This window comes from Streptomyces sp. NPDC048277 (assembly GCF_040652235.1).
In the GTDB taxonomy this organism is placed as follows: Bacteria; Actinomycetota; Actinomycetes; order Streptomycetales; family Streptomycetaceae; genus Streptomyces.
This window is the reverse complement of the sequence record NZ_JBEZLQ010000026.1, coordinates 113,598-125,664: the sequence shown is the minus strand read 5'-3', so window position 1 is coordinate 125,664 and position 12,067 is coordinate 113,598. Positions and strand designations below refer to the sequence as shown.

The following is a 12,067-nucleotide window of genomic DNA, read 5'->3' as shown; positions in this document are numbered from 1 at the left end:
GTCAGCGACGCGTCGTCTCCCAGCCGCGCCGCTCCGGGCGTGGGCCCAGCTGCCCCGGGTCCCGGGTCCGGTACACCAGGTACGGGCGGAACAGGTACTGGACCGGCGCGCTGAACATATGGACCAGGCGGGTGTACGGGACCAGGGCGATCAGGATCATGCCGACGACCGCGTGGACCTGGTAGAGGGCCGGGACGTTCGCCATCAGGGCTGTCCGCGGCTGGAGGGTGAAGAGGCTGCGGGCCCAGGGGGCGATCGTCTCGCGGTAGTCGTAGCCGTCTCCGGAGGCGTGGGTCAGTTTCGCGGTCATGCCCAGCACGATCGCGGCCACCAGGACCAGGTACATCGCCTTGTCGTTGGCTGTGGTGGCGTGGAAGACCGGGGACCGGGTGCGGCGGCGGTAGAGGAGCAGGGCCAGGCCGGCCACCGTGAGGACGCCCGCGAACGTGCCGCCGTACAGGGAGAACAGGTGGTACGTGTGCTCGCTGACGCCGAGCGACCGCGTCCAGGACGCCGGGACGAACAGGCCGACGACATGGCCCGCCAGGACGAACAGGATGCCGTAGTGGAAGGCGGGCGAGGCGATGTTGAGGAGCCTCGACTCGTAGACCTGGGAGGAGCGGGTGGTCCAGCCGTACTTGTCGTAGCGGTAGCGCCAGACCAGGCCGGCCACGAGGAGGGCGAAGGCGATGTAGGGGAGGGCACCCCAGAGGAGGGTGGTCACGGGCGCATCTCTCGGTACGAGGTCGGCAGTGTGTCGCACACCGCGTTCAGGACGCTGGCATACGGTGTGCCGAAGTCGGTCAGCCGGCACCGGAGCTGCTCCAGGCAGTCCCGGTGCTCGGTGAGCAGGTCGGTGTTGCCGGTGCGGGCCGTGAACTCCAGGACCGCCGGCAGGAAGTCCGGCAGTTCCTCGCCGGTGAACTCCATGCCGTACGCCTTGTAGACGTCCTTGAAGCGGACCAGCGACATGCCCCGGCGCCGGGTGTCGCCGTCGTGCCACCAGCTGAGGTACAGGCTGTGCCGGTTCTTGAAGTCGAAGACCTGCACATAGTGCGCGGCCAGCTCCTGCGGTGGGGTCACCGCCGCGTGGTCGGTGAACTCCCGCAGCTGCGGGGCGGCTTCGCGCAGCAGCGGCAGCCGGGCGACGAAGTCGTCGTCCGGGTAGGTGAGACAGAGCGCCGCCGCCTGGTAGAACACCGCGTCCGAGGGCATCAGTCCTCCTTCGCCTCGTCGGGAGTGTCGGCGGTCTGCCGTCTGCGCAGGATGTGGAAGTTCTCCACCGACACCAGAGGGAGCAGTTTCCGCCCCGAGTCCTTGCCGAAGGGGCCGTCGCCGCCCATACCGGGGCCGCCCTCGTAGTCGAGGCTGCATCCCTCCGGCAGCGCCGACTCCTCGAGGCGGCGGGCGTCGCCGACGGCCGCCGTGGGGATCACATAGCGGTCCTCGTACTTGGCGATCGCCAGCAGCCGGTACATCTTCTCGATCTCCTCCGGTGTCATCCCCACCGCGGCGGAGATCCGCGTGTCCGGCTCCTCGCCGAGGTTGTGGGCCCGCATGTGGGAGCGCATCGCCGCGAGCTTCTCCAGCGACGACCGCACCGGGCCGGTGTCGCCCGCCGTGAACAGCTCGGCCAGGTATTCCAGGGGGATGCGGAGCGTGTCGATCGCGGCGAAGAGGTTCCGGGCGTCCTCGCCGTCGTGACCGGTCTCCGAGAGCGCGTCCACGACCGGGGACAGCGGCGGGATGTACCAGACCATCGGCATGGTGCGGTACTCCGGGTGCAGGGGCAGCGCCACTCGGTACTCGCTGATCAGCGCGCGGACCGGGGAGCGGCGGGCCGCCTCCATCCAGTCGTACGGTATGCCCGCGTAGTCGCAGGCGACCTGCACGCTGGGATCGTGCGGGTCGAGGAAGACCCCCAACTGGGCCTCGTACAGCGCCTTCTCGTCCTTGGTCTCGGCCGCCGCCGTCACCTTGTCGGCGTCGTAGATGATCACCCCGAGATAGCGCAGCCGGCCCACGCAGGTCTCCGAGCAGACCGTCGGCAGGCCCACCTCGAGGCGTGGGTAGCACAGCGTGCACTTCTCGGCCTTGCCGGTGGCGTGGTTGAAGTAGACCTTCTTGTACGGGCATCCGGTCACGCACATCCGCCAGCCCCGGCAGCGGTCCTGGTCGACCAGGACGATGCCGTCCTCGGCCCGCTTGTACATCGCCCCGGACGGACAGGACGCCACGCACGACGGGTTGAGGCAGTGCTCGCAGATCCGCGGCAGATAGAACATGAAGGTCTGCTCGAACTCGAACCTCACCTTGTCGGCCGCCTGCTGACGGGTGCGCTCCACCATCGGGTCCAGGTCGCCGTAGGCGGGCGCGCCGGCCAGGTTGTCGTCCCAGTTCGACGACCACTCGATCTTCGTCGGCTTGCCGTCGAGCTGCGAGACCGGGCGGGCCACCGGGTAGTCGTCGCCGAGCGGGGCGTCGGTGAGGTTCTTGTAGTCGTACGTCCAGGGCTCGTAGTAGTCCTTGATCTCCGGGAGTCTGGGGTTGGAGAAGATCCCGGCGAGCTTCTGCAGCCGTCCGCCCGCCTTCAGCTTCAGCGCGCCGCGCCGGTTCAGCTCCCAGCCGCCGCGCCAGGTCTCCTGGTCCTCGTAGCGGCGCGGATAGCCCTGGCCCGGCCGGGTCTCGACGTTGTTGAACCAGACGTACTCCATGCCCCGCCGGTTGGTCCACGCCTGCTTGCACGTGACCGAACACGTGTGGCAGCCGATGCACTTGTCGAGGTTCATGACCATCGCGATCTGGGCCATGGGACGCATCAGTACTCGACCTCCTGACTGCGACGACGGATCACCGTCACCTCGTCGCGCTGGTTGCCCGTCGGGCCCAGGTAGTTGAAGGCCCAGGACAACTGGGCGTAGCCGCCGATCAGATGCGAGGGCTTGAGGATCAGCCGGGTGAGCGTGTTGTGGATACCGCCGCGCATCCCGGTGGTCTCCGTCTTCGGGACGGCCACGGTCCGTTCCTGGGCGTGGTGCATGTAGACCGTGCCGGCCGGCATCCGGTGCGAGACGACCGCCCGGGCCGCCACCACGCCGTTGCGGTTGACCGCCTCGACCCAGTCGTTGTCCTTCACCCCGATGGTGTCCGCGTCCTGCGGGGACATCCAGATGTTCTGGCCGCCGCGGGAGAGCGCGAGCATGAACAGGTTGTCCTGGTACTCGGAGTGGATGGACCACTTGTTGTGCGGGGTGAGATAACGGACCGTCACCTCCTGCTGTCCGTCCGGGCCCAGGTACGGTTCGCCGAAGAGCTTGTTCATGTCCAGCGGCGGCCGGTAGATCGGGAGCGCCTCGCCCAGTTCGTGCATCCAGTCGTGGTCGAGGAAGAAGTGCTGGCGGCCGGTGAGCGTGTGCCAGGGCTTGAGGTGCTCGGTGTTGAGGGTGAACGCCGTGTAGCGGCGGCCGCCGGACTCGCTGCCCGACCACTCCGGCGAGGTGATCACCGGCACCGGAGCCGCCTGGGTGTCGGCGTAGGTGACCCGCTTGCCCTCGTGCTCGGCGGCCAGGTGGGCCATCTCCTGCCCGGTGCGCTGCTCCAGGGTGCGGAAACCCTGGGTGGCGAGACGGCCGTTGGTGGTGCCGGACAGCGCCAGGATGGTGTTGGCCGCCTTCACCGCCGTGTCGAGGGACGGGCGGCCCTGGTATCCGGTGCCGTTCAACTCCTTTAGATAGGCCACCTCTTGGTCGGGCCGCAGGGCGATCCCCTTGGCGGGCAGGCCGAGTTGCTCGACCAGCGGGCCGAGCGCCGTGAACCTGTCGCCGATCGCCGTGTAGTCCCGCTCGACCACGGTCAGGTTCGGCATGGTCCGGCCGGGCACCGGCTCGCACTCCCCGCGCTTCCAGTCCCGCACCACCCCGCCGGGCTGGGCGATCTCGCCCGGGGTGTCGTGCTGCAGGGGCGCGGCCACCAGGTCCTTGCGCACTCCGAGATGCTTCACGGCCAGCTCGCTCAGCCGTTCCGCGAGCGCCTTGAAGGCGTCGAAGTCGGTGCGCGCCTGCCAGGGCGGGTCCACGGCCGGGGTGAAGGAGTGCACATACGGATGCATGTCCGTCGACGACAGGTCGTGCTTCTCGTACCAGGTGGCGGCGGGGAGCACGACGTCCGAGAGCAGGGTGGAGGAGGTCTGCCGGAAGTCCAGGGAGAGGAGCAGGTCGAGTTTTCCCTCGGGCGCCTCGTCCCGCCAGACCACGTCCCGCGGACGCTCCTGGGGGGTCGCCTCCTCGGCGCGCAGGGAGGAGTGCGTGCCGAGGAGGTGCTTGGTGAAGTACTCGGCGCCCTTCGCGGACGAGCCCAGCAGGTTCGCCCGCCACAGGGTCAGCACCCGCGGCCAGTTCTCCGGGGCGTCCGGGTCCTCGCACGCGAACTTCAGGGTCCCCGCGCGGAGTTCGGCCACCGCCCCGGCCACCGGGTCGCCGGCGGCCTCGCCGAGGTCGAGGGGGTTGCGGTCGAAGGTCGGGTACGACGGCATCCAGCCCGCGCGGGCCGACAGCGCCAGACAGTCCGCGCCGGTCATCCCCGCGAGCCTGCCCTCACCCAGCGGTGAGGCCAGGACGTCGGCGGCGAACCGGTCGTAGCGCCACTGGTCGGTGTTGAGGTACCAGTACGCGGTGCCGATCATCTGGCGCGGCGGGCGGGACCAGTCGTTGGCGGAGGCCAGCGCGGCCCAGCCGGTCACCGGGCGGCACTTCTCCTGGCCGACGTAGTGCGCCCAGCCGCCGCCGTTGCGGCCCTGGCAGCCGGTGAGCTGGAGGAGGGCCAGGAAGGTCCGGTAGATGGTCTCGGAGTGGAACCAGTGGTTGGTGCCGGCGCCCATCAGGATCATGCAGCGGCCCTTCGACCGCTCGGCGGTCCGCGCGAACTCCCGTGCGATCTTGACGCACTTGGCGGCCGGGACCGAGGTGTGCCGCTCCTGCCAGGCGGGGGTGCCGGGGGCGCGCGCGTCCTCGTAATGGGTGGGCCAGCTGCCCGGCAGCCCGTGCCGCCACACCCCGTACTGGGCGAGCAGGAGGTCGTAGACCGTGGTCACCAGGGGGCCGTCCGGCCCGCCCAGGCGGGTCGCCGGTACGGCCCTGCGCAGCACGTCCCCCCACCCCTGGCCGTGCTCGCCGCCGTCCGTGGCGAAGTGCGGGAGCAGCACCTCGACGCCGGCCGCGACCTCACTGCCGTACAGGCTCAACTGCGGTTCGATGTCGCCGAGTTCGAGGTTCCAGCGGCCCTTGCCGGTGTCGGTCCAGCGGAAGCCGAGGGAGCCGTTCGGGACGACCGCGCGACCGGAGACCGAGTCCAGGACGACCGTCTGCCACTCGGCGCCCTCGCCCTCCTGGCCGAGGTCGGCGGCGCGCAGGAACTTGCCCGGCACATACGCGCCGTCCCGTTCGGTCAGCGTCACCAGGAACGGCAGGTCGGTGAACTTCCGTACGTAGTCCGTGAAGAACGGCGTCTCGCGGTCGACGAAGAACTCCTTCAGGACGACGTGCCCCATCGCGAGGGCCAGCGCGCCGTCGGTGCCGGGGTGCGGGTGCAGCCACTCGTCGGCGAACTTCGTGTTGTCCGCGTAGTCGGGGGAGACGACCACCACCTTCTGGCCGCGGTAGCGGGCCTCCGCCATCCAGTGGGCGTCGGGGGTGCGGGTCACCGGGACGTTGGAGCCCCACTTCATCAGATAGGCCGCGTCCCACCAGTCGCCCGACTCCGGCACGTCCGTCTGGTCGCCGAAGACCTGCGGGGAGGCCACGGGCAGGTCGGCGTACCAGTCGTAGAAGGAGAGCATCGGGGCGCCGATGAGCGAGTGGTAGCGGGCCCCGGCCGCGTGCGACACCATCGACATCGCGGGGATGGGGGAGAAGCCGGCGATGCGGTCGGGGCCGTACGTCTTGATGGTGTGCACCTGGGCGGCGGCGACGATCTCCACCGCCTCGTCCCAACTCGCCCTGACCAGACCGCCCTTGCCGCGTGCCTCCTGGTACCGGCGGCGGCGGTCCGGATCGCCCTGGAGGTCCGCCCAGGCGTCCACGGGATCCCGCAGCCGCTTCTTCGCCTCGCGGTACATCTCCAGGAGCACACCCCGGACGTACGGATAGCGCACCCGGGTCGGCGAGTACGTGTACCAGGAGAACGCGGCGCCGCGCGGGCAGCCGCGGGGCTCGTACTCGGGGCGGTCGGGGCCGACCGACGGGTAGTCCGTCTCCTGGGTCTCCCAGGTGATGATCCCGTCCTTGACGTACACCTTCCAGCGGCAGGAGCCCGTGCAGTTCACCCCATGGGTGGAGTGCACGACCTTGTCGTGGCTCCACCGGTCCCGGTAGAAGGCGTCCGCCTCCCGGCCGCCGGTCAGCGTGACGCCGTGCAGATCGGGTGCGGGCGTGCCCGGCCGGAAGAACCGGGCAGCGCTCAGCAGCGCCGCACCCGGCTCCTTGGGGGGTGTCTCAGTGTCCGTCACCTGCGCTCCCTTGCTCACCCGTCGCTTCGACGCTAGGGGCGGGCACGGGAACGCACCTGTTCAGGACGTCCGGACGGGTCAGACCTTGCGGGCGACACCGCCGTACACCGGCACGATGCCCTCCTGCTGGAGGGCCACGTCCTCCGGGTCCGGACGCCAGCCGGAGACCGGGATCACGCCCGGGCCGAGCAGTTCCAGGCCCTCGAAGAAGCGGTAGAACTCGGGCAGCGAACGCGGATGGAAGGGCGTGCCGCTGCGCCGGAAGTTCGCCGCCGCCTGCTCGATCGCCGCCGGGCTGAGGTCCGGGGTGACCTGGGAGAGGATCAGATGGCTGCCCGGGGCGAGCGCGTCGACGTACCGCTTGAGCAGGCCGTGCACGTCGTCGCCGTCCGGGTCGTCGCCGAGGTAGTGGGTCAGCGCCACCAGGGACAGCGCGATCGGCTGCTCGAAGTCCAGGGTCTCGGCGGCCCGGGCCAGCAGGGTGTCGAGGTCGCGGACGTCGGCGTGCACATAGGTGGTGGCGCCCTCGGGCGTACCGCGCAGCAGGGCCTCGGCGTGCCGCAGCACGATCGGGTCGTTGTCCGCGTACACCACCTTCGACTCCGGGGCCACGCCCTGCGCCACCTGGTGCAGATTGGGCTCGGTGGGGATGCCGGTGCCGATGTCCAGGAACTGCCGGGTGCCGGACTCGGCGACCGTGCGCACGGCCCGCTGCATGAAGCGGCGGTTGGCACGCGCCCCGCGCAGCACCGTGCCGTCCACCGCGAGGATCCTCCGGGCGAGCTCCTCGTCCACCGGGTAGTTGTCCTTGCCGCCCAGCCACCAGTCGTACACCCGCGCCGGATGCGGCCGGCTGGTGTCGATGAGGGTGGACGCGGGCTCGGGTGCGGTCACGGTGTGTGCTCCTCGGATCCTCAGAAGGTGTCGCGGTACTCGCGCAGCAGGTCCTCGGTCCGCTGGGCCGAGGCGGCCCGGGCCGTCATATGGTCCAGGACCTCCAGATGGGCCCCGACCTCGTCGCGGGAGTCCAGGTACAGGGCGCCGGTCAGATACTCGGTGAAGACCATGTCCGGCAGCTCGGGCTCGGCGAACCGGAACAGCGTGAACGGCGCGTACGTGCCCGGGTGCGGGCCGCTGGCGAACTCGGCGAGCTGGAGGGTGATCCGGTCCCGTTCGATATAGGCGAGGAGCTTGTCGATCTGGTCGCGCATCACCCCGCAGTCGATGCTGACCGGGCGCCGCAGCACCGTCTCGTCCATGATCACCCACAGGTGGGGCGGATCGTCCTGCTCCAGCAGCCGCTGCCGGGTCATGCGCAGCGTCACATGCCGTTCGACGGCCGTGGGGTCGGTGTGGCCGATCGTCCCGGCCTCCATCACGGCCCGCGCGTACGCCTCGGTCTGCAACAGGCCGGGGAAGAAGTGCGGTTCGTAGGAGCGGATGACCCGGGCCGCGCCCTCCAGGCTCACGTACAGGCTGAACCAGTCCGGCAGGACGTCGTGGAACCGCTGCCACCAGCCCGGCTGGTTGGCCTCCTCGGCCAGCCGCACGAACGCGGCCTGCTCCTCCTCGGGCACCCCGTACGTCTCCAGCAGCACCTGCACGTACGGGATCTTCAGCGCGACCTCGGCCATCTCCATCCGCCGTACGGTCGCCTGGGCCACCCGCAGGGTCCGGGCCGCCTCCTCCCGGGCGAGACCCGCCGCCTCCCGCAGCTCCTGCAGCCGTTTGCCCAGCACAACCTGACCCACCGTGGGCGCAGCACGCCGCTCACTCACGCCACGCCTCCCCTACGTGCACAAGTACGCGTGCAGTGTGACACGCGATGCCGCCGTCGCACACGTTGTCGAGGCAGACTCCTGTGTCTACGCGCGGAGCGGGCTTTGCGTCAACCCGCCAGCGCGTGCAGGTACTTGGCCGTCGCCGGGTCCGCGGGCAGGAACGTCTCGATGGCCAGCTCGGCGACCGTCACGTCCATCGGCGTGTTGAACGTCGAGATCGACGACACGAACGACAGCACCTGCCCCTCGTGCTCGATCCGCATCGGCAGCGCGAAGTAGGCGACGGGCTCGGCCGGTTGGCCCCCGCCCCCGCTGTCCTCCGGCCCCGCCGGGGCCGGATAGGCCGCGACCTCCTCGTACAACTCCCGCAGCGCGGCGGAGCGGTGCAGCGCGATCTGCCGTTCCATCTGCTCCAGCAGATGCCCGCGCCACTCGCGCAGATTACGGATGCGCGGCGCCAGCCCCTCCGGGTGCAGGGTCAGCCGCATCGCGTTCGGCGCGGGCGCGAGCAGCGACTCCGGCACGCCCTCCAGGAGCATGGCGATGCCCCGGTTGGCGGCGACCACCGTGTACGTGCCGTCCACCACCAGCGCCGGATACGGCTCATAGCCCTGGATCAGCCGCTCCATGCCGTCGCGGTGGGGGTCCCCCCGCGCGAGTCTGTTCGAGCGTGGGGGAGCGTCCAGCGCCGGGTCGTCCAGCGGGGTCTCCGGGTAGTGCGGGGCGTAACCGGCGGCCAGCAGCTGGGGGTCCCCCCAGGCCCTTAAGGCACTGGGGGAGCGTTGCGCTCCCGGACCGGCACGTCCAGGTGCTCGGCCAGCCGCAGCACCATCTCCTCGCTCGGCCGCGAACGGCCCGTCTCGATGAAGCTGATGTGCCGGGCCGAGGAGCCGGCACGCAGTGCCAGCTCCAGCTGGCTGACCCGCCGCCGCTCCCGCCAGGCGCGCAGCAGCGGGCCGAGGCCCTTGCCGTCGGGGGCGGTCGGGGAGGCGGCGGGACCGGACGCGGCAATGGTCATACGGACGACCGTAGTCGAGAGCCCTGCCTCCTCGGCGGCGCGATCGGCCCCCCCCGGCCCGGTCAACCCCGGACCCGAGGGCCTGTTCATGGCAGGCTGTCCACGCTGAGCAGGCTGGACACACGCAGTTCTCCGGGAAGGAAGCCGCACCATGGCCGTCGAACCGCTGTCGCAGAAGGAGATCGAGGACCGGCTGACGGAGCTGCCGGGCTGGTCGCTGGACGGTGACCGGCTCGCCCGCGCCTACCGCCTCGACTCCCACTTCGCCGCCACCGCACTCGTCGTGCACATCGCCCGCATCCAGGACGAGCTCGACCACCACTCCGACCTCACCCTCGGCTACCACACCGTCACCCTCACCGTGAACACCCACAGTGTCGGCGGCGCCGTCACCAGGCTGGACTTCGAACTCGCCCGCAGGGTGGAGGACATCGCCCCAGGTCACGGCGCACACTGAGCCGTGTGCTCGACTACGACAAGGAAGCCGGGGCCTACGACGCGAGCCGCGGCGGCGAGGCCCGCGCCGGGGCGGCGACCGACGCCGTCCTCGGCCTGATCCCCGACCGTCCCGGCCGCCCCGGCCACCTCCTGGACCTCGCCTGCGGCACCGGCATCGTCACCCGCCGCCTCGCCGCGGCCCGCCCCGCCCTCCGGGTCACCGGGGCGGACCGCGCGCCCGGCATGGCACGGATGGCGGCGGCCCGGCTGCCGGGGGCGGTCGCACTGGCCGACGGCCGTCGACTCCCTTTCCGGGACGGCACGTTCGACGCGGTGGCCACCGTCTGGCTGCTCCACCTCATAGCGGACCCGAGCGAGGTCCGCGCGATCGTCGCCGAGTGCGCGCGGGTGCTGCGGCCCGGCGGGGTGTACGTCACGACCGTCGACAAGGCCGCCGCGCACGACGTCGGCAGCGACATCGACGCGGTGCTGGCCGCACGCCCGCGCCGCCCGGCGCCGGACGCCACCGGGCACGTGACCGCGCACGCCGCAGCGCACGGCCTGCTCCCCGCCGGGCAGGCCGTCTTCACCGGCCTCGGCCAGGGCCGCAGCCCCCGCTCCACCATCGCCGACCTGCGGCGCGGCTGGTTCACGATGCTGCGGCCCGGCGACCCCCGGGTCGAGGAGTTCGCCGAGCGCCTGGCGGCCCTGCCCGACCAGGACCGCCGCCGCCCCGACCCCCGCTTCGCCGTCCGGGCGTTCAGGAAACCGCCGACCGCCTGAAGTCCATCGTCCAGTTGGTCACCCAGCTCTCGCCACCGTCCACGGAGAACGCCTGCTCCCAGCGCGCGGCGGCGGGGGAGACCCCCGACCACACGAACCGCACCCGGACGTCCTTCCCGTCGTGCGTGTCGTCGCCGTAGAACTCCCCCCGGTCGCCCTCGAACCGCCCGACGACCGGCGGGAACAGCTTCCCGCTCCGGCTCGCCGCCCAGTTCAGCGACCACTCCCGGGTCTCCTGGTCGAAGAGCCGCAGGGTCGCGCCCTTCGCGCCCAGGTGCGGCATGTCGATCTCGTCGACGTTCGCGGCGCCGTCGAACAGCGGCCAGCAGCGGTTGACGGCGGGGAACTCCTCCCAGTCGCCGTCCGGGTCGAGGAAGTCGGTCCGGCGGCGGTTGTGCACCTCCCACGCGCCGTGGAGGAAGTCGAAGTCGTGCGGGCTGCTCATCAGCGGTCTCCTGGGTGCCGGGGAAGGGACGACACGGGACGCTAGGCCCACTTCACTGACACCCTGTGGCAGTGAAGTCCAGCCGACTCGTCTCGATCCTCCTGCTGCTCCAGACCCGGGGCCGGATGACCGCCGCCCAGCTCGCCGCCGAACTGGAGGTCTCCGTCCGCACGGTCTACCGGGACGTCGAGGCCCTCGGCGCGGCCGGGGTCCCGCTGTACGGCGACGCGGGCCACGCCGGCGGCTACCGCCTCCTCGACGGCTGGCGCACCCGCCTCACCGGCCTCACCACCGCGGAGGCCGAGGCCCTCTTCCTCGCCGGCGCCCCCGGCCCCGCGGCCGAGCTCGGACTCGGCCCCGTCCTCGCCGCCGCCCAGCTCAAGGTCCGCGCCGCCCTCCCGCCGGAACTGCGCGCCCACGCCGACCGGATCAGCGGCCGCTTCCACCTGGACGCCCCGGGCTGGTACACGGACGACGAGGCGGCCCCGCACCTGCCCGCCGTCGCCGCGGCCGTCTGGAACGGCCGGGCCCTGGACGTCCGGTACCGCCGCTGGCGCGAACCGACCGACGTACGGCGCCGCCTGGAGCCGTACGGACTGGTTCTGAAGGCGGGCCGCTGGTACGTCGTCGCGGCCCCCGGACCGCGCACCTACCGCGTCGACCAGATCCTTGAACTCGATTCCCTGGAAGAGGAGTTCACCCGCGCCGAGGACTTCGACCTGGCCGCGTACTGGACGGCGTACCAACGCGGCTTCCACGCAAGGCTGTACGACGGCGGTGGCGAGGCGCTGGTCCGGCTGGCGCCGGGCGTGACGCTTCCCAGAGCGGTCACGGTCGCTCCGGAAGGCGGCGGCGGGAGGGTGGTCCGGGTGCCGGTCGAGTCGGTTGGGCATGCCGTTGCCGAATTCCTGCGGCTCGGCACGGACATCGAGGTGCTGGAACCGCCCGAGCTGCGCGAACGTATCGCCCGTACGGTTGCCGAACTGGCCGAAAGATACGGCAACTCCGGGGCGGACGGCTGCGACTGACAGCAGAACCCGTCCGTCTCCCGGGAGGTACCCCACGTGCAGCACCCGCATCGCAGACGACGTTCCGCGGTC

10 protein-coding genes and 1 pseudogene are annotated in these 12,067 nt (G+C 71.3%); 3 read left to right on the top strand and 8 right to left on the bottom strand.

Annotated elements, in window-relative coordinates; translation table 11 throughout:
• Position 1: 1 nt before the first annotated feature.
• The 7 genes and pseudogenes from narI to AB0D85_RS40530 form a co-directional block, all read right to left on the bottom strand.
• Positions 2-724: a respiratory nitrate reductase subunit gamma gene (gene narI, locus AB0D85_RS40560; RefSeq protein WP_362332192.1), complete on the bottom strand. Its 723-nt coding sequence runs from the start codon at positions 722-724 to the stop codon at positions 2-4.
• Complete coding sequence (gene narJ, locus AB0D85_RS40555) at positions 721-1,215, bottom strand: nitrate reductase molybdenum cofactor assembly chaperone (RefSeq protein ID WP_362332189.1); 495 nt, start codon at positions 1,213-1,215, stop codon at positions 721-723. The genes narI and narJ overlap by 4 nt, the downstream gene beginning before the upstream one ends.
• Complete coding sequence (gene narH / locus AB0D85_RS40550; protein ID WP_362332186.1) at positions 1,215-2,819, bottom strand: nitrate reductase subunit beta; 1,605 nt, start codon at positions 2,817-2,819, stop codon at positions 1,215-1,217. The genes narJ and narH overlap by 1 nt, the downstream gene beginning before the upstream one ends.
• Positions 2,819-6,502, bottom strand: a complete 3,684-nt coding sequence (locus AB0D85_RS40545) for a nitrate reductase subunit alpha (protein WP_362332183.1) — start codon at positions 6,500-6,502, stop codon at positions 2,819-2,821. Before AB0D85_RS40545 ends, narH begins: the two co-directional genes overlap by 1 nt.
• A gap of 78 nt (positions 6,503-6,580) precedes the next feature.
• Positions 6,581-7,396 (bottom strand): SAM-dependent methyltransferase, encoded by an 816-nt coding sequence (locus AB0D85_RS40540; RefSeq protein WP_362332180.1) that lies wholly within the window; start codon positions 7,394-7,396, stop codon positions 6,581-6,583.
• Between the two features lie 20 nt (positions 7,397-7,416).
• On the bottom strand, positions 7,417-8,280 hold the full coding sequence (locus AB0D85_RS40535; protein WP_362332177.1) for a helix-turn-helix transcriptional regulator: 864 nt from the start codon (positions 8,278-8,280) through the stop codon (positions 7,417-7,419).
• A gap of 110 nt (positions 8,281-8,390) precedes the next feature.
• A pseudogene (locus AB0D85_RS40530) lies at positions 8,391-9,301 on the bottom strand (helix-turn-helix transcriptional regulator).
• Between the two features lie 151 nt (positions 9,302-9,452).
• Here AB0D85_RS40530 and AB0D85_RS40525 point away from each other — a divergent pair.
• Together AB0D85_RS40525 and AB0D85_RS40520 are read left to right on the top strand one after the other, a co-directional pair.
• Positions 9,453-9,758 (top strand): 4a-hydroxytetrahydrobiopterin dehydratase, encoded by a 306-nt coding sequence (locus AB0D85_RS40525; RefSeq protein WP_362332174.1) that lies wholly within the window; start codon positions 9,453-9,455, stop codon positions 9,756-9,758.
• Positions 9,759-9,763: 5 nt separating this feature from the next.
• Positions 9,764-10,522 (top strand): class I SAM-dependent methyltransferase, encoded by a 759-nt coding sequence (locus AB0D85_RS40520; protein ID WP_362332171.1) that lies wholly within the window; start codon positions 9,764-9,766, stop codon positions 10,520-10,522.
• On the opposite strand, the gene AB0D85_RS40515 is transcribed toward AB0D85_RS40520, so the two are convergent.
• The gene (locus tag AB0D85_RS40515; protein WP_362332168.1) at positions 10,500-10,967 is read right to left on the bottom strand and encodes a hypothetical protein; all 468 of its coding nucleotides are present in this window, start codon (positions 10,965-10,967) and stop codon (positions 10,500-10,502) included. The genes AB0D85_RS40520 and AB0D85_RS40515 overlap by 23 nt on opposite strands.
• A 71-nt stretch (positions 10,968-11,038) precedes the next feature.
• Here AB0D85_RS40515 and AB0D85_RS40510 point away from each other — a divergent pair, with 71 nt between their 5' ends.
• A complete protein-coding gene (locus AB0D85_RS40510) occupies positions 11,039-11,995 on the top strand; it encodes a YafY family protein (RefSeq protein WP_362332165.1) in 957 nt (318 codons plus the stop codon).
• Positions 11,996-12,067: the final 72 nt, after the last annotated feature.